This is a genomic window from Mesorhizobium sp. M1406 (assembly GCF_040317555.1).
Taxonomy (GTDB): Bacteria; Pseudomonadota; Alphaproteobacteria; order Rhizobiales; family Rhizobiaceae; genus Mesorhizobium.
In genome coordinates this window covers 140,542-156,417 of sequence record NZ_JAMYKW010000008.1, presented here as the reverse complement: position 1 = coordinate 156,417, position 15,876 = coordinate 140,542, and the positions used below count along the sequence as shown (strand labels likewise).

The following is a 15,876-nucleotide window of genomic DNA, read 5'->3' as shown; positions in this document are numbered from 1 at the left end:
CGACGTTAGGAATGTGACATGTCGGCTGAGACTTTGACCGCGAATTCCGTGAGCAGCGATTTCTGGCAAGGCGTGCGGCTCTCGATGCCTGTCGTTGTGGCGTCGGCGCCGTTCGCGGTGCTGTTCGGCGCACTCGCCGTCGACAACGGCTTTTCGGTCCTGGAAGCTTTCCTGATGAGCGCGCTGGTCTATGGCGGCGCCAGCCAGATGGTCGGCATCCAGCTGTTCGGCCAGCATGTGGCGCCGTGGCTGGTCGTGCTGTCGATCTTCGCCGTCAATTTTCGTCATGTGCTTTATTCCGCCGGCATTGGCCGGCGCATCGCGCACTGGCCTGTCATCCAGCAGGCGCTCGGCTATTTCATCCTCACCGACCCGCAATTCGCGGTGGCCGAGGCGAGGGCGCAATCCGGCCAGACAGTTGGTTTCGCCTGGTATCTAGGGCTCGGCCTGCCGGTCTATCTGTTCTGGATCGTCGAAAGCGCGCTCGGCGCGGTGTTCGGCAAGCTTATCCCCGACACGCATGCGCTGGGCATCGATTTCCTGCTGCCGATCTATTTTCTTGGTCTTGTGCTGGGCTTCCGCAAGCGGCCGCTGTGGCTGCCGGTGGTCATTGCCAGCGGTGCCGCCTCGATCATCGCCTACAAGACGGTGGGCTCGCCCTGGCATGTCTCGATCGGCGCGATTGCCGGTGTGCTGCTGGCTGTTATCCTGCCACCCCACCACAGCGGCGTGAAGGCACGGCCATGAGCACGACATTCTGGATCATCATCGCCGGTGCGATCGCCACCTATCTCACCCGGGTCGGCGGGCATCTGGTCATCTCCCGTTTCGACACCATCCATCCGCGCGTCGAGGCAGGGCTCAATGCCGTGCCGGCGGCGGTGCTGACGACACTGGTGGCGCCCGAGCTGCTGAACGCCGGACCGGCGGAATGGGCGGCATTGGTCGTCACATCAGTCGTGTCACTGCGCGGAGGGCTGATGGCGATGTTCTTGGCCGGGGCGGCGGCGTTGATCGTTGCCAGGCAGTTCGCCGGCTGACTTTTTGTCCCAGTCAGTCCGCTTACTGACCCAGCGCCGACACGCGTAATGATCGAGGCAATAATTCCTGTCAGGCGCTTCTTGAAAATCGAAGCGATCCACACCGCGCTCAGCCGAATTGCCTCCGATCTCTCCTGATGGGCGCGACGCACAACGTCGGTGTAAAGGGCGTTGCGCTGCATCGGAGTCAATGCGCCAAGATCGATCGGCCGGCGGCCGACAGGTTCAGGTGACATTTCCATCTCCCGTGTTTGACCGCCCGAATCGGCGTCAATAACAGGCGGTTTACGCGCCGTTTATCATCAGATAAAATGAATTATTGAGATCATTTTATTCTCCGGGAGAGATGGATGGATTTGACCGACCTTCGCATCTTTCGCATGGTGGTGCGCGAGGGCGGTATCACCAAGGCGGCGGAAAAGCTGTTTCGCGTGCAGTCCAACGTGACCACTCGCATCCGGCAGCTTGAAGAGGATCTGGGCGTGCGGCTCTTTATCCGCGAAGGCAAGCGGCTGCAGGTTTCGGCCGCCGGCCAAAGGTTGATTGTCTACGCGGACCGGTTGCTGGCGCTTGCCGAGGAAGCGCGAACGGCGGTCCTCGATCCGCGCCCACGCGGTAAGCTGCGGCTTGGCGCTATGGAGAGCACCGCCGCGGCTCGGCTTCCTGGCCTGCTCGCCGAGTACCACGCTCGCTATCCCGAGGTGGAGATCCAACTGCGCACCGGCAACCCGCAGGTTCTCGCGGCCGCCATGCTCGCCGGCGAACTCGACGCCGCGCTCGCGGCCGAGCCGATCGCAGACGCTCCGTTCGAGAAGCAGGCTGCATTTCGCGAGGAGTTGGTCATTGTCTCGGCGGCATCGCGCGGTTCGATCGAGGACCGCAGCGACATGCCCAAAACCATGATAGCCTTCGAGCATGGCTGTCCACATCGCAGGCGGCTGGAAGAATGGTATGCGCGCCGAGGCTTCATGGCCGAGCAAATCGTCGAGCTTGGTTCATATCATGCGATGCTCGGTTGCGTGGCGGCCGGCATGGGCATAGCGCTGATGCCAAAAAGCGTGCTCAAGGGCTTCCCTGAAAGTGGCAGGCTGCAGGAGCATGAACTGCCTTCGGACGAGGACAGTGCCCTGACGGTATTGTTTTGGCGCAAGGGAGCAGGCTCTCCCAATGTCCAGGCTTTGCGGGAGCTGCTTGTGGAGCAAGGCTCCCCAATACCGAGCAAGGTTGCCGCCGCGACTATTGCTTGAGATCGTGCGGCAATGGCGCGGTGGCCTTTCCTAGCCAGGCCAGCGTTTCGCCATCGAGCATCGGCCCAATCTCGGCCAGCACGCGGGCATGGTATGTGTCGAGCCAGTGCAGTTCGTCACGCGTCAGGAGATCGGTGCGCACCAAGCGGGTGTCGATCGGCGCCAGCGTCAATGTCTCGAAGCCGTGCATGGCGATGTCGCCGCCCTCGATCTCCTCCGCCGGCGTCACCAGGATGAGGTTCTCGATGCGGATGCCGTAGGCGCCTTCCTTGTAGTAGCCGGGCTCGTTGGACAGCATCATGCCTTCCAGCAGCTTTTCGGTGCCGGTGCGGGCAATGCGCTGCGGCCCTTCATGCACCGCCAGATACGAGCCGACGCCATGGCCGGTGCCGTGGGCGAAGTCGCAGCCGTGCTTCCATAGCGCCATGCGGGCGACGGCATCGATTTCCGAACCGCGCGTGCCGGCGGGAAAGCGCAGCGTCGAAATGCCGATCATGCCTTTCAGCACCAGTGTGAAGCGCTCGCGCATCTCCTCGGTCGGCTGGCCGATCGGCACGGTGCGCGTGATGTCGGTGGTGCCATCCTGATACTGCGCGCCGGAATCGAGCAGGAACAGTTCGCCGGCCTGCAGCTTGCGGCTGGTGGCGCGCGACACGCGGTAATGCATCATGGCGCCGTTCGGGCCGGCGCCGGAAATGGTGTCGAAGGAGACGTCGCGCAGCGGCATCTGCGTTTCCTCGCCTGTCCGCCGGCGCGACTCCTCCAGCCTGGTGACGACTGATATCTCATCGAGCGAGCCGGGTTCTTGCCGCTCCAGCCAGCACAAGAGCTTCGCCACGGCGGCGCCGTCGCGGCGATGCGCGGCGCGCGAGCCGTTGATCTCGGCCTGGTTCTTGGTGGCGCGCGGGATGCGGGCGGGGTCGACTGCTGCAATCACCGTGCCGCCATTGCTCTCCACCAGCATGCGCAGTCTGTCGGCCGCCAGCACCGGGTCGAGCGCGATTTTCGAGCCGCCCTTGGCGAGGGCCACGATCGCGGCTTCGAATTCACCGGGCTCATGCGGTTCGGCGAGTTGGGTGAGATAAGCCGCGACCTGGCGCGAGAACTTGCGCCTGTCCATGAAAAGCTGGTGCGACCCGTCGGCGGCGAGGATGGCGAAGCCGAGCGCCAGCGGCGTGTGCGGCACGTCGCCGCCACGGATGTTGAAGGCCCAGGCGATGGAGGAGGGGTCGGTGAGCACCGCATGGGTGCCGCCGTCCTTGCCGATCGCGGCTGCCAGCCGCGCCAGCTTGTCCTTGGCGAGCTCGCCGGCAAAGCCGATTGGGTGAAGCTCGACAGGCGCCACCGGCGCGTCGGGCTGATCCTTCCAGATGATGTCGATCGGATTCCTGTCGAGCGGCACCAGCACCGCGCCCGACTTGTCGGCAGAGGCCTGCAGCGCCTTGACCTCGCTGATCGTGTGCAGCCATGGATCAAAGCCGAGCCGCGCGCCCTTGCCGATGTTGTCCTTGAGCCAGACGGCGGGCGGGTTGTCGACCAGGCTTTCGATCGAAAAGACGTCGAGATCGACCTCGCCCCGCACCTGCAGCGTGTAGCGCCCGTCGACAAAGACGAAGGCGCGGTCGCGCAGGACGATGGCGACGCCGGCCGAACCACTGAAGCCGGTCAGCCATTTCAGCCGCGCCGAACGGTCCGCGACATATTCACCCTGATGCTCGTCGGCGCGAGGCACGATGAAGCCATCCAGTTCGTTGGCAGCCAGCCATTGGCGCAGCAGCGCCACGCGGGGTTTGCCGACGGCCGGGTCGCCCGCGGAATCGAAGGTCTGGAACATGGTGGCCTCCTGCAGTCAGCACAACCGTAGCGTACGGTCGCGGAAACCGGAATCGATTTCCGGCAACGGCAAATTGCTACGGCATCAATTGACTGACAACCGCCGGGCCTTGGTCCAAGCTCGTTCTCGGCTTCAATGTTTGAGGTGGATCGTCACCCAGCCTTCGCGGTGCAAGGTCCTGACATGGCGGAAGTTCTGGCCGACATAGGCCGAGACGACGGCGTCGCGCTGGCGCTCGAGGATGCCTGACAGCACGATCGATCCCCCGAGGGCGATGTGATCGGCCATTTGCGGCGCCAGCCGCATGAGCGGCCGTGCCAGTATGTTGGCGACGATCAGATCGAAAGGCGCGCGCTTGCCGAAGATCGGGTGGTGAAAGCCCGGCGCGGTCACTGTTTCCACCAACGCCTTGACGTGGTTGAGCCGCGCATTGGCGGCGGCCACCCGCACCGCCACCGGATCGATATCGGTGGCCAACACGGGAATATGCGCCAGCTTGGCGACGGCAATTGCCAGCACGGCACTACCCGTGCCGAGGTCGAGCGCGTTGCGCGGGCGTTCGCGCCGCACCACTTTTTCCAGCATTTCCAGGCAGCCGGCCGTGGTGCCGTGATGGCCGGTGCCGAAGGCGAGGCCGGCCTCGATCTCGATGGCGAGTTCGCCGCTGTGGCGTTTTCTGCGGTCATGCGCGCCGTGGACGAAGAAACGGCCGGCGCGCACCGGCTTCAGCCCCTCCAGCGAGCGCGCCACCCAGTCGATGTCGGGCAGGCTCTCGCGCTCGATCGGCTTCGACAGGGAAAGCCCTGCAAGGATGTCCTTCAAGCGGGTCTCGACCGCATCGACGTCGTCATCGGCGTAGAGCGACACTTCGTGGATGTCCTTGTCCTCGTCGACCTCCAGCAGGGCGATCGGCAGGCCTTCATCCTCGAAAGCCGCTTCGAGCGCTGCGAAAATGCTGACGGATTCGGTCTTTCCGGTGGTGAAATAGAGGCGCGTCTGGGTCATGAAATGTGTTTCTTTTTGAGCATGATCTCAGGACAAACGGGGTTTCCGTTTGTCCGAGAAAACCGGGTCCCACTTTTCGGGATCAAGCTCTAGCTTTTCGCCGCCAGCCGCTTCAGTTTGGCGACGGCCGTTTCCGAACTTTCGCCATAGGCGATGGTGCCGGCAAAGTCACCCTTGGCGTTGAGCAGCAGCACCGAGGCGGTGTGATCCATCGTGTAGTCGCCGTCGCCGGTGTCGACCTTCTTCCAGTAGATGCCGAACGACTTGGCCATCGCATGGACCTTGTCCGGATCGCCTGTGATGCCGGTGATCCGGTCGGAGAAATTGCTGACATAGGCGTTCATGACATCGGGCGTGTCGCGCTCCGGATCGACCGAGACGAAATAGGCGTGCAGGTTCTTGCCGTCGTCGCCGAGGGTCTTCAGCCAACCGGCCAGCTCGAACAGCGTGGTCGGGCAGACCTCGGGGCAATGGGTGAAGCCGAAGAAGACGACGCTGGGCTGGCCCCTGAAGGCGGCTTCGGTGATCGGTGCGCCCTTCTGGTCGACCAGGGTGAAGGCGGCGCCGAAAGGTTCGCCGCCATAGTGGCCGCGGTACCAGTCGAAGGTCAGCCAGCCGATGCCGGCCGCCATCAGGACGAGAATGCCGACCAGAATAGAACGCATCATCAGTAAGGTCCGTCTTGCAATTTCTTCGGCGTGCCGGCCAAGGCCAGGCAAGCCTTTGGTTCGGCGAACAGTCTTAGCGGTTTGACCGGGTACACGCAAAGGTGCCGCGTTGACGCAACCGGCCATGGCGGATGCGGCGGTTTCATCCGGTGCCGCCGCTTGCAATGCCGTGCTCTTCGCCCCACCTGAGACCGGCAACTCGAACCGCAGGAGGCTAGTTTGCGACGACTGACTGGGCGACGACTGATTGGGCGAAAACTGATCGGCGGCGCGTTGGCCGCGTGCGTTGTCCTTGGCGCTGGTGCCGCCGTAGCCGAGGAAGTCGGCAAGGTCGGCGTCGACTGGCTCGGCAACGACATCATCGTCGAGGCGATCAAGGATCCGAAGGTGGAGGGCGTCACCTGCCACGTCTCCTATTTCGATCGCGGCATCATCGACCGCCTGCACAAGGGCAACTGGTTCGAGGACCCTTCCGATTCCTCGATCTCGTGCCGCCAGACCGGTCCGATCAGCATCGGCGACATCGACATGAGCGAGGGCGGCGAGGAAGTGTTCAAGCAAGGCATCAGCCTGATCTGGAAGAAGCAGGTGGTGAACCGCATCTACGACAAGGCCAACGAGACGCTGATCTATCTCTCGCATTCGCGCCAGGTGCAGAACGGCTCGGCCAAAATGTCGGTCACCACCGTGCCGCTCTACGGCCAGAACGTGGTGTGGAGCAACGGCAAGCCGAAATAGGCGGGTCGAACTCCTTCGCGGAACCGGTATGACGGACGATTGGTCCCGCTTGCGGGACCAATCGCTCTGACGTAAAGCCGCCGGCATGGACCGTTCCGAAGATCTCGTCCCGAAGGACTCCGAGCCCCGCATCCATCCGACCGCGGAACTGAAGGCGTGCAAGCTCGGCCGCTATGCCTCGATCGGTGAGCGGGCGGTGCTGCGCGAGGTCACTGTCGGCGACTTCTCCTATTTCGAACGCCACTGCGAAGCGATCTACACGACGATCGGGAAATTCTGCTCGATCGCCGCCAACAGCCGCATCAATGCACTGGAACATCCCATCGAGCGGCTGACCCAGCATAAGGTCAGCTACCGGCCGAACGAGTATTTTCGCTGGCTGGGCGTCGACGCCGAATTCCGCGCGCGGCGGCAGGCGAAAGCCGTGACCATCGGCCACGATGTCTGGATCGGCCACGGCGCGGTGATCATGCCCGGGATCACCATCGGCAATGGCGCGGTGGTCGGCGCCAATGCGGTGGTGACACAGGACGTGCCGTCCTACACGATTGTCGCAGGCGTGCCCGCCAGACCCCTCAGACCACGCTTCCCGGCCACTGTCGCGGCACGCATCGAGCGTCTCGCCTGGTGGGACTGGCCGGTCGAAAAGCTCGCCAGAGCGGTTCCCGACATGCAGGCAATGCCGATCGAAGCCTTCCTCGATCGCTGGGAAAACGACGTCAGCTGACCTGAAGCGGGCTGCGTTTCCGGACTGAAACCCCTTCCGCCATGCGGGGGTGGCGCAGCGGAAGGGGCTGGAGGTAAACCGCCGTGAAGCGGAAGGAACAGGCACTCTTGCCTGCACCGTTAATGTGACGGTAAACCCATAAAGCGTGTTTTTCGCTCTATTCTCCCCATGCGTGTATTCAATTGTAGCTGACGTATTTGTTTGCGCCGGGAACCTGGGGCGGTCGCCGGTTGTTTCTCATCGCGCCGCGGCATTGAGGAATTTGGATAGATGGAAAAGCTTTTCACCAAGATAGCCAACTGGGTCGCCCATGTAACCGGCCTGCCGCTGACATTTGCCGTCTGCTGCCTGATCGTCGTCGTCTGGGCAGTGACAGGTCCGTTCTTCGGCTTTTCGGATACCTGGCAACTGGTGATCAATACCGGCACAACCATCATCACCTTCCTGATGGTGTTTCTCATCCAGAACACCCAGAACCGCGACGGCGCGGCGATCCAGGCCAAGCTCGACGAACTGATCCGGGTCGGCAAGGGCCAAAACCACTTCATCGGCATCGAACACCTGACCGAATCCGAAGTCGAGGAGATCCGCGAAAAATGCGAGCGTGCGGCGAAGCGGCATGACGAGAATATCGCCGCCATGGCCGCCAAGAAGGCCGTGGCGCAGAAGCGCGGGCCGAAAAAGCACGCGGCCTGAAGATCAGCCTTTCATGAACGCCGCGAAAGGCTCCTTGTAGTCCGGATGCCAGCGCGACAAAGCAGGGCGGTTTTCGATGATGTCGCCGATCGCCCAGGCCATGCGCTTTTCATCCAACGGCCGCGCCGCCTCATTGTCCGGGCACAAGATGTAGAAATCGCCCCTGGTCAGGGATTCCAGCATGAAATCAACGACCTGTCCGCCGGTCCAGGCGCCGGCCGGTTTTTCCGTCGCGCCTTCGGTCAGGCCGGTAAAGGTGAAGCCGGGGATCAGCAGATGGGCTGCGACATGGGCGCCGGGTTCGTTGCGTAGTGCATGCGCCAGGCCTTCGGTGTAGGTCTTCACCGCGGCCTTGGAGACATTGTAGGCGAGGTTGCCGGGCGGCGTGGTGATGCCTTGCTTGGAGCCGGTGTTGACGATCAGGCCCGGCTTGGCCGAGGCCAGCATACGCGGCGCGAAGGCTTCGACGCCATGCACGATGCCCCAGAAATTGATGTCCAGCAGCCGTTTCCAGGCATCGCGGTTTTCCCAGGGCTTTCCGGGATTGTCGCCGACGCCGGCATTGTTCATCAGCAGCGACACATCGCCGAAGGCGCCGAACGCCCTTTCGGCGAGGCGGTCCACCTCATCCGCCTTCGAAACGTCGGCGGCAACGGCAAGCACGGCATCGTCGCCGGCGATCGCGGCGACGGCGCGCGAGGCGTCGTCAAGGCGCGCGCCGCCAATGTCGGCCAGCACGATCTTCATGCCCATCAACGCAAGCCGCTTGGCGGCCGCAAGACCGATGCCGCTGGCGGCGCCGGTGATGACGGCGGCGTTGCCCCGGCCAAGCGCGGGCAGGACGGTCTGGATCTCGGCGTCGGTGGTCATGGGCGATGGTTCCTTCTTTCGATGGCGCCGAACTTAGCGCCCGAACGGGCTTGCGCAAGCCTCTGCTCGCCTTGTCGGGTTGACCAGTCCGGTAGAGGCTGCGCATGTTGCCCTGGCAAAAGGAGACTTTTGCCAGGGCAAAGGGAGACTTTTGCCAGGGCAAAGGGAGACTTTTGCCGGGGCAAAATGGAGATTTCCTAATTGACGGACTGGGTCGCAATTCTGAAGGAACAGACCGCCATCGGCGATCAGATGGGTCGCGAGGTGCCGCAGATGCTGGCCAACCCCGACATCAGCGAAGCGCAGGTGAAGACGCTGTTTTCCGCTTTGGAGAAACAAGCAGAGTTCGTCGAGAAACTGCGCATGGCGCTGGAAAAGTTTGGCCATGATTTCTCGATTATCAAGGCGGCGGAACGGCTGGAGGAGCGCTATGCCGACCTTGCCGCGTCGGTGGCGGAAAAACTGAAAGCGATGCGAAAGTAGGGTGGTTTCTCAGTCCAGGCGCGCCGCTCTGGCGTCATGGCGGCGCGCTTCTTGCCTTTGGCTAGGTTGGCATGAGTTAGCTTTTCGAGCCGGCTGGGGCGATTGCGCCAGGAACAATATCAGTGTTCTGAGCCACCTTGATACGCCATCCCGACGGCCCTTCTTGGGCAATCAGAAGCAATATGCCTTTCCTGAGCCCTGCCGGGGACCCGTCCGGGGCAGATGCTCCCGTTAGGGTCCAAGTGTAATGAACGGAAGCAAGCCCCGGAGCCAATTCCACGACCGACGAGACATCGCCTTCCAATCGGCTATCCCGAAACATGGTGTCATGGGTGGCTCGGTGCGCCGCTTCGATTTCGGATCGGTTCTTCCACCAAACACCTACGACGTTGACGAAATTAGCATCAGGAGCGAACAGAGATGCAAACTCATCCATATCATGCCGGTTCCAAGCGTTCGCAAAAGCGGTAGCGACATGCTCAGGCTTGCTAGTCGTCATGTCCATGACCAACGTCTCCTAGATACTTTCCGCTAAGTCGGAGGCCGGATGCGACAGCGGCAAGGTCAATTTTCAAACCGAGACACTACCGCAATAGCGGCTATTTTTCGAGCACTCGCGCAAAACGCGTATCCGGCACGAGCCATACCGTTGCGACCAGCACATACAGCCCGACGCCGATCCACTGGCTGACGAAGGTCAGCGCGACGGCTGCGATGTAGATAGCCAGCGAGATCTTTCCCTTGCGATCGTTGCCCAGTGCCTTGGCAAAGGCGGTGTCCTTGCCGTGCAGGCGATGCAACGCGGCGGCCAGTATCGCATAGGCGATGGCGCATAGTGCGAGGTCGGCGCCATAGACGGCGACCGGCACTGGCGCAAAGTGGTTCTCGCCCATGAAGGCTGTCGTCACCGGCATCAGCGACAGCCAGAACAGCAGATTGAGGTTCGCCCACAGCACGCGGCCGTCGACGCGCTGCACGGTGTGGAACATGTTGTGCAGGTTGTTCCAGTAGATGCCGACATTGATGAAGGACAGCACGTAGCTAAAGAAGACCGGCCACAATGGCACCAAGGCGGAGACATCCTCGCCATGCGGCACTTTCAGCTCAAGCACCATGATGGTGATGATGATGGCCACGACGCCATCGGTGAACGCCTCGACCCGGTTTTTGCCCATAAATCCTCCCTTCTGCCGGCACAGGTTACGGTACGAAATCCAAAGACGCCATCTCTCGAATTGAGTGCTCAACAACGAGCTTGTCGCTCCGGCAACGCCCACCGTGCCGTCAGGAGGCCTGCCTGCCGGCCGGAACGTCGCGGATGAACGTGCGTTAAGTCGCGATCCCCGAAACCGGTAATGAGGTTGGCCATGGCCATTCGCGATTTGGCGCGTACGCCCAACGAAACTCGCGGCGATGCTCTTGCAATCACGGCCGTCGCCGCGATGATCGCGGTGCTGTTTGCCGGCAGCACCGTGCTGACGCCGCTCTACATCATCTACAAGCAGCAATTCGGCTTTTCACAAATCACGCTGACGCTGGTCTACGCGGTGTATGTCGTCGGCAATCTGGCGGCACTGCTGATGCTGGGCGGCATCTCGGACGTTGTCGGGCGCCGGCCCGCGAGCCTGGCGGCCATGCTTGTCGCCATCGTCAGCGCGCTTGTCTTCCTGTTTGCCGGAAACGTCGCCTCGCTCGACGTCGCCCGCATTCTGAGCGGGCTCGGCATCGGCGTTGGCGCGGGGACCGGAACCGCATGGATTGCCGAGCTTCTTCCCGGTGCGGACAAGTCGCGCGCCAGCGTCATCGCCACCAGCACCAATTTCCTCGGCCTCGGTTTTGGCGCCTTGATCTCAGGACTTCTGGCCGAGTACGAGCCCTGGCCGTTGCGGCTGGTCTTCATCGTCTACCTGGCGGCACTCGCGGTGGTGACGATCCTGGTCTGGCGCACCCGTGAAACGGTGGCGAAGCCACGTGGCCTCAAATATGTTTCCATCCGGCCGCAACTCTCCGTGCCGGAGGATATCCGCGCGCGTTTCGTCGCGCCGGCGGTCACCGGCTTTGGCGCGATGGCGCTGGTCGGCTTTTATGCCGCCGTGGCGCCGAGCATCCTTGCGCAGCAGCTGCATGAGGCCAACCACGCCGTCGCCGGCGCGCTGTTCTTCGAACTGGCGATCGTCACCGCGCTCAGCATCGTGGTTCTGATGCACATGAAGAGCAACAAAGCCATGCTGGCCGCGCTGGCATTGATGATCCCAAGCGTTTTGTTGGTGGTGGCGGCGCAAATGATGGCTTCGCTGGCGTTGATGATCGCGGCGACAGCCTGCTGCGGCGTGGTGGCGGCGCTCGGCTACCGTGGTGGCCTGCAGGTGGTGAACGAGATCGCGCCGCGGGATCGCCGCGCGGAGGTGGTGTCCAGCTTCTTCATCTGCTGCTTTGTCGGCAATGCCTTGCCCGTCATCGGCATCGGCATCGTTTCGACCTATGCCAATTCTATCGCCGCAAGCCTGGCCTTTGCGGGCATGATTATCATATTTGCGGTGGTGGCGCTGGCCTTCGGGCTGAAACACAGGCGTTGAGACGAGGCGCCGCTCGGGCTCAGCCGCTCGGCATTTCGGGCGCCATGTTGGCGCGCTGGCGCGGCACGCCAAGCCCGGTATCCGGTGGTTCGCCTGCGGCCGGCCTGTTCTCGATCATGTGCAAGGTCCGCCAGCCGCCGAAGCGGTAGTAGGCCGCCGCCAGAACCAGCGACGTGATCGAGCCGGCTGGAAAACTCCACCACAGCGCCTCCTCACCGAGCAGGCCGCGCATGAAATAGGCAAAGCCGGTGCGCACGACCAGCACCGAGATCACCAGGATGACCAGCGGCGGCATCACGGCGCCCGTGGCGCGCACCGTGGCAAACAGCACGATGGTGATACCGAACAGGATGAACGACCACGACGCGATGGTGTTGACGTGGATAGCGATGTCGATCGCAGCACTATCGCCGCTCAGGAACAGGCTCAGCACGGGGCGGTCGAAAACGGAAAGCACGGCAACCAGTGCGCCCGTCAGGACAATGTTGAATCCGACCCCGGACGCCGCGATGCGGCCGATCCGATCCCAGCGCCCGGCGCCGACATTCTGCGCCGCCATCGAGGAAACCGCGGCGCCGATGGCGAGCGCCGGCATCTGGATGTAGGTCCATAGCTGCGCGGCGATGCCGTAGGCGGCGGCGACTTGCGAACCGTAGGAATTGACCATGCCCATCACCGTCAGTGCTGCCGCCGAGATGACGATCATCTGCAACCCCATCGGCACGCCCTTGACGACGACGATGCGCAGCAAGGCGGGGTCGGGCCGCAGCAAAGCGAGATTGGCGCCGGCCAGACGCAGCGGATGCTCGCGCATATAGAGCACGATGAGGATGGCGATCACGCTCACCGTCTGGCCGATCAGCGTGGACGTAGCGGAGCCGGCGATGCCGAGTTCGGGAAACGGCCCGATGCCGCGGATGAGCAGCGGGTTGAGGACGATGTCGAGGACGACGGCCAGCGCCATGAAGAAGAAGGGCGTGCGTGAATCGCCGGCACCACGCAGGACGGTCATGACGAAGGACAGAAGGTTCATCATCGGCACGGCGATGAAGATGATGCGCAGGTAGGAGCGGGCCAGCGGCAGGGCGTCGGCCGGCGTGCCCAGCGCGCCCAGGATGGCGTCGACCCAGATCCAGCCGCAGACCGCGAACACCACCGAGACGAGGAAGAAGAAGGTGGCGCTGGTGCCGACTATGCGGCGCGCCTCCGGCAGGTCGCGGGCGCCGACCGACTGGGCCACCAGGATGGTCGCCGCCATGCCGATGCCGAACACCGTGCCGAGGATCAGGAACAGGACGAGGTTGGCGTTGGAGGTGGCGGTCAGCGCCGATTCGCCGAGGAAACGGCCGACCCAGACCGCGTTGATCGACCCGTTGAGCGACTGCAGCACGTTGGAGCCGAGCACCGGCAGTGCGAACAGCAGAAGCGTGCGCGGAATCGGCCCGCTGGTCAGGTCGCCGGTGCGGCGGCGCGAGGGCATTTTTTCGTCCATGGCTGGCAACTCGGCGAAGGTTTGTCTCAAGTCCGGTCCACGATGATCGCCGATTCCACGGGACAGGTCTGCCTTGATCTAATCATGTTCTCAAAACTTCAGGAATGGGATATTGATCCTTGATGCGTGGGGCCGCATTCCTACTAGATCTTGGATAGACCGGGGGGTTCATGTCCGATATTCCGCTGTTTTCCGAGCGCCTGAGCCGGCGCGCGTTTCTCGGTGCATCCGCCTTGGGCGCGGCCTCGATTGCGCTTTCGGCGTGCACCACGACGGACGTGGCGCCGCCGCCGGTGGCGGCACCCCCAAGCGATCCGGCTTTCGGCGATGCCGCAAGCATGTATGCGGCGCGCACCGACGAGGGCTATCAACTGCCTGCAATCCCGGTGGCCAAGCTCGATCCGAAGTTCGTGCGCCAGATCGTGTCCGACCCGACCGGAGAGAAACCCGGCACGATCGTCGTCGATACGTCCGAGCACTTCCTCTATCTGGTGGGCGATGGCGGCAAGGCTATCCGCTACGGCGTCAGCCTCGGCAAGGCCGGTTTCGGATGGACCGGCAGCGCGGTGGTTCAGGCGAGGAAGAAATGGCCGGTCTGGACGCCGCCACCGGAAATGATCCAGCGCCGGCCGGAACTGGCGAAATACAAGGACGGCATGCCGCCCGGCCCGCAGAGCCCGCTCGGCGCCCGCGCGCTGTATCTGTTCCGCGACGGCAAGGACACGATGTACCGGCTGCACGGCACGCCGGAGTGGGATTCCATCGGCAAGAACGCATCGTCGGGCTGTGTGCGCTTCATGAACCAGGACATCATCGACCTCTACAGCCGGGTCAACGGCGTCGCGCCGGTCTTCGTGCGCCCCAATCTGTCGGCCGCCGGCAAGATCACCGCCGTGTCGAACAGGACTGCCGAGCCGATCGATGCCGGCGTGCCAAGGGATGCGGAGATGCTGAACTAAGCCTTCACGATCTGCTCAGGCGGACGCGCTCGGCGCGCCCGCCTGGGCAGTGGTCGTTACTTCTTGGCCAGGCCCGGCAGCGTGATCTGGTAGACCAGGAACATGGTGTCGACATCGGCGCCGTCTTCCGCCTTGTAGGGCGCGCCGACTTGGAAGCCGTCCTGGGTGAGGAAGTCGTTATCGTTGGCGACGAACAGGAAATAGTCGTCGGGCAGCTTCGGATCGAGCACGCTGGCGAGCGACATCGCCTCCCACTTCTCCGACAAATTGTTCTTGTCGTTCGGCGCGCCATTGTGCAGGCCGAAGCGGCCGAGTTCGGCACTGTCGTTGATGTCGATGAACGGCGTCAGCTTGGCCGGCGTCACCGATGGGTCGAGCACGCCCTTGGGCGCCAGCGGCTTGTCGGCGGCATCGAAAGCGCCGCCGGCGATGTCGGTCGCGCTCGAGACGTCGACGACGAAGATCTGGCGGACCAGCGAGGTGTCGCCCTTCAGCCCCTGGCCGTTGCCGCTGTCGCGCGCCAGCATCAGGAAGGTCTTGTCGGAGAGCGCTACGATCTCGCTCTGCGCGGCGATCTTGGTCTTGCCCTTGGCATCCTTGAACACCGGCAGCGGCACGACGTACTCATGCGCCAGCTTGAGATGGCCGAGGTCGGATGCGTCGTAGACCAGCGCACGCGTGTTCTGGCGCGTCGCTGGCGAGTCGCCGCCATCCTGCCGGGGCGCCGATTGCAGCACCGCGATCAGCGACTTGCCGTCGGGCGTCAGCGCCATGCCTTCGAGGCCTTGGTTGTTCTGGCGGCCGGTATCGGGATCCTTCGGATCGGGTTCGGCGGCACCCGGGCCCGGATTGTCCGAGGCGAAGTTCGGCGCGCCGTGGCGCATCGGCACCAGCGCCGCCGGTGGCTGGGTCGCTGACAACAGATGTCCGTCGGCGGAGAACCGGTAGATGTTGGGGCCATATTCGTCGGAGATGAACATCGAGCCGTCGGGCAGCCGCACGATGGCTTCGTTGTCGAGCGCCAGCTTGCCGTTGGCTTCGGGCAGGATCGGCATGTCGCCGCTTGCCGCGCGCACGCCGTTGAGCGGATCGAGGCCGGTGGCATCGGCGCCCTTGTCGTCGGTGAGAAGCATGGTCTCGGCAAGCGTTGCCTTGACGCCCGCCTGCTCCTGGCCGGCGGCGGGTGCGGCACCTGGTTTGACCGGGGCAAACTCGATGCCGATCGTGTTGAGACGCGGCCGGTAGTCGGTGGTGCCGACGACATTGTAGCCTCGGTCCGGAAGCAGCCAGAGCGAACCGTTGTAGCCGCTCGCGTCATGCGTCCAGCCGGCAATGTCGATCGACATGCCTGAGCCCGAGCCGAACGTCTCGCCGAACTTGTCACGCAGAGCGGCCGGGATGCGGCCGACGCCGACCAGTCCCTTGTTGACGAGGCCGCCGATCGTCGCGGTGCTGTCGGCGAGCGCCGGCGTCAAGGCGGTGAACAAGGCCAGCGCGACGCCGAGCGACGCGGTTCGGTGCAGGTGTTTCATGTATAGTCC

The 15,876-nt window shown here is 63.5% G+C and carries 17 protein-coding genes; 9 read left to right on the top strand and 8 right to left on the bottom strand.

The window, feature by feature from the left end:
• Positions 1–18 precede the first annotated feature (18 nt).
• The 3 genes from NKH03_RS10575 (at position 19) to NKH03_RS10565 (ending at position 2,287) form a co-directional block, all read left to right on the top strand.
• Positions 19–747 (top strand): AzlC family ABC transporter permease, encoded by a 729-nt coding sequence (locus tag NKH03_RS10575; RefSeq protein WP_352865304.1) that lies wholly within the window; start codon positions 19–21, stop codon positions 745–747.
• Positions 744–1,040, top strand: coding sequence for an AzlD family protein (locus NKH03_RS10570; protein WP_352865302.1), 297 nt, complete (start codon positions 744–746; stop codon positions 1,038–1,040). Before NKH03_RS10575 ends, NKH03_RS10570 begins: the two co-directional genes overlap by 4 nt.
• Before the next feature lie 350 nt (positions 1,041–1,390).
• The gene (locus tag NKH03_RS10565) at positions 1,391–2,287 is read left to right on the top strand and encodes a LysR family transcriptional regulator (protein ID WP_352865300.1); all 897 of its coding nucleotides are present in this window, start codon (positions 1,391–1,393) and stop codon (positions 2,285–2,287) included.
• Here NKH03_RS10565 and NKH03_RS10560 read toward each other — a convergent pair.
• The 3 genes from NKH03_RS10560 to NKH03_RS10550 all read right to left on the bottom strand — a co-directional run bounded on the left by NKH03_RS10560 (position 2,277) and on the right by NKH03_RS10550 (position 5,794).
• Positions 2,277–4,121, bottom strand: coding sequence for an aminopeptidase P family protein (locus NKH03_RS10560; RefSeq protein WP_352968320.1), 1,845 nt, complete (start codon positions 4,119–4,121; stop codon positions 2,277–2,279). The two genes, NKH03_RS10565 and NKH03_RS10560, sit on opposite strands and share 11 nt — an antisense overlap.
• A 132-nt stretch (positions 4,122–4,253) precedes the next feature.
• Positions 4,254–5,126 (bottom strand): 50S ribosomal protein L11 methyltransferase, encoded by an 873-nt coding sequence (locus tag NKH03_RS10555; RefSeq protein ID WP_352968319.1) that lies wholly within the window; start codon positions 5,124–5,126, stop codon positions 4,254–4,256.
• A gap of 89 nt (positions 5,127–5,215) precedes the next feature.
• Positions 5,216–5,794, bottom strand: a complete 579-nt coding sequence (locus NKH03_RS10550) for an SCO family protein (RefSeq protein ID WP_352865294.1) — start codon at positions 5,792–5,794, stop codon at positions 5,216–5,218.
• Positions 5,795–6,013: 219 nt separating this feature from the next.
• On the opposite strand from NKH03_RS10550, the gene NKH03_RS10545 reads away from it, so the two are divergent.
• The 3 genes from NKH03_RS10545 to NKH03_RS10535 all read left to right on the top strand — a co-directional run bounded on the left by NKH03_RS10545 (position 6,014) and on the right by NKH03_RS10535 (position 7,955).
• Positions 6,014–6,532: a CreA family protein gene (locus NKH03_RS10545; protein ID WP_352879957.1), complete on the top strand. Its 519-nt coding sequence runs from the start codon at positions 6,014–6,016 to the stop codon at positions 6,530–6,532.
• A gap of 85 nt (positions 6,533–6,617) precedes the next feature.
• Positions 6,618–7,259: a transferase hexapeptide repeat family protein gene (locus NKH03_RS10540; RefSeq protein WP_352879959.1), complete on the top strand. Its 642-nt coding sequence runs from the start codon at positions 6,618–6,620 to the stop codon at positions 7,257–7,259.
• A gap of 270 nt (positions 7,260–7,529) precedes the next feature.
• Positions 7,530–7,955, top strand: a complete 426-nt coding sequence (locus NKH03_RS10535) for a low affinity iron permease family protein (protein WP_352865287.1) — start codon at positions 7,530–7,532, stop codon at positions 7,953–7,955.
• Between the two features lie 3 nt (positions 7,956–7,958).
• Here NKH03_RS10535 and NKH03_RS10530 read toward each other — a convergent pair whose 3' ends face one another.
• On the bottom strand, positions 7,959–8,825 hold the full coding sequence (locus NKH03_RS10530) for an SDR family NAD(P)-dependent oxidoreductase (protein WP_352968318.1): 867 nt from the start codon (positions 8,823–8,825) through the stop codon (positions 7,959–7,961).
• A 201-nt stretch (positions 8,826–9,026) separates the two neighbouring features.
• Between NKH03_RS10530 and NKH03_RS10525 the strand changes: the two genes are divergently transcribed.
• Positions 9,027–9,308, top strand: coding sequence for a hypothetical protein (locus NKH03_RS10525; protein ID WP_352633593.1), 282 nt, complete (start codon positions 9,027–9,029; stop codon positions 9,306–9,308).
• Between the two features lie 76 nt (positions 9,309–9,384).
• Here NKH03_RS10525 and NKH03_RS10520 read toward each other — a convergent pair whose 3' ends face one another.
• The gene (locus NKH03_RS10520) at positions 9,385–9,813 is read right to left on the bottom strand and encodes an SgcJ/EcaC family oxidoreductase (RefSeq protein ID WP_352968317.1); all 429 of its coding nucleotides are present in this window, start codon (positions 9,811–9,813) and stop codon (positions 9,385–9,387) included.
• A 94-nt stretch (positions 9,814–9,907) separates the two neighbouring features.
• Complete coding sequence (locus NKH03_RS10515; RefSeq protein WP_352968316.1) at positions 9,908–10,483, bottom strand: TMEM175 family protein; 576 nt, start codon at positions 10,481–10,483, stop codon at positions 9,908–9,910.
• Between the two features lie 192 nt (positions 10,484–10,675).
• Between NKH03_RS10515 and NKH03_RS10510 the strand changes: the two genes are divergently transcribed.
• The gene (locus tag NKH03_RS10510) at positions 10,676–11,884 is read left to right on the top strand and encodes an MFS transporter (protein ID WP_352968315.1); all 1,209 of its coding nucleotides are present in this window, start codon (positions 10,676–10,678) and stop codon (positions 11,882–11,884) included.
• 19 nt (positions 11,885–11,903) lie between these two features.
• Here the strand turns inward: NKH03_RS10510 and NKH03_RS10505 are convergent, their stop codons facing one another.
• Positions 11,904–13,376 carry an MATE family efflux transporter gene (locus NKH03_RS10505; RefSeq protein WP_352968314.1) on the bottom strand — a complete coding sequence of 491 codons (1,473 nt, stop codon included), beginning with the start codon at positions 13,374–13,376 and terminating at the stop codon, positions 11,904–11,906.
• Between the two features lie 170 nt (positions 13,377–13,546).
• On the opposite strand from NKH03_RS10505, the gene NKH03_RS10500 reads away from it, so the two are divergent.
• A complete protein-coding gene (locus tag NKH03_RS10500) occupies positions 13,547–14,335 on the top strand; it encodes a L,D-transpeptidase (RefSeq protein WP_352968313.1) in 789 nt (262 codons plus the stop codon).
• A 56-nt stretch (positions 14,336–14,391) separates the two neighbouring features.
• On the opposite strand, the gene NKH03_RS10495 is transcribed toward NKH03_RS10500, so the two are convergent.
• Positions 14,392–15,867, bottom strand: coding sequence for an esterase-like activity of phytase family protein (locus NKH03_RS10495; protein ID WP_352968312.1), 1,476 nt, complete (start codon positions 15,865–15,867; stop codon positions 14,392–14,394).
• Between the last annotated feature and the right edge of the window lie 9 nt (positions 15,868–15,876).

What these genes read in the sequence shown, in the direction of transcription:
- NKH03_RS10530 (WP_352968318.1), bottom strand. Translation starts at nt 8,825, where the DNA reads ATGACCACCGACGCCGAGATCCAGACCGTCCTGCCCGCGCTTGGCCGG.
- NKH03_RS10505 (WP_352968314.1), bottom strand. Translation starts at nt 13,376, where the DNA reads ATGGACGAAAAAATGCCCTCGCGCCGCCGCACCGGCGACCTGACCAGC.
- NKH03_RS10565 (WP_352865300.1), top strand. Translation starts at nt 1,391, where the DNA reads ATGGATTTGACCGACCTTCGCATCTTTCGCATGGTGGTGCGCGAGGGC.
- NKH03_RS10535 (WP_352865287.1), top strand. Translation starts at nt 7,530, where the DNA reads ATGGAAAAGCTTTTCACCAAGATAGCCAACTGGGTCGCCCATGTAACC.
- NKH03_RS10555 (WP_352968319.1), bottom strand. Translation starts at nt 5,126, where the DNA reads ATGACCCAGACGCGCCTCTATTTCACCACCGGAAAGACCGAATCCGTC.
- NKH03_RS10495 (WP_352968312.1), bottom strand. Translation starts at nt 15,867, where the DNA reads ATGAAACACCTGCACCGAACCGCGTCGCTCGGCGTCGCGCTGGCCTTG.
- NKH03_RS10550 (WP_352865294.1), bottom strand. Translation starts at nt 5,794, where the DNA reads ATGATGCGTTCTATTCTGGTCGGCATTCTCGTCCTGATGGCGGCCGGC.
- NKH03_RS10570 (WP_352865302.1), top strand. Translation starts at nt 744, where the DNA reads ATGAGCACGACATTCTGGATCATCATCGCCGGTGCGATCGCCACCTAT.
- NKH03_RS10515 (WP_352968316.1), bottom strand. Translation starts at nt 10,483, where the DNA reads ATGGGCAAAAACCGGGTCGAGGCGTTCACCGATGGCGTCGTGGCCATC.
- NKH03_RS10540 (WP_352879959.1), top strand. Translation starts at nt 6,618, where the DNA reads ATGGACCGTTCCGAAGATCTCGTCCCGAAGGACTCCGAGCCCCGCATC.
- NKH03_RS10510 (WP_352968315.1), top strand. Translation starts at nt 10,676, where the DNA reads ATGGCCATTCGCGATTTGGCGCGTACGCCCAACGAAACTCGCGGCGAT.
- NKH03_RS10575 (WP_352865304.1), top strand. Translation starts at nt 19, where the DNA reads ATGTCGGCTGAGACTTTGACCGCGAATTCCGTGAGCAGCGATTTCTGG.
- NKH03_RS10500 (WP_352968313.1), top strand. Translation starts at nt 13,547, where the DNA reads ATGTCCGATATTCCGCTGTTTTCCGAGCGCCTGAGCCGGCGCGCGTTT.
- NKH03_RS10560 (WP_352968320.1), bottom strand. Translation starts at nt 4,121, where the DNA reads ATGTTCCAGACCTTCGATTCCGCGGGCGACCCGGCCGTCGGCAAACCC.
- NKH03_RS10520 (WP_352968317.1), bottom strand. Translation starts at nt 9,813, where the DNA reads ATGGACATGACGACTAGCAAGCCTGAGCATGTCGCTACCGCTTTTGCG.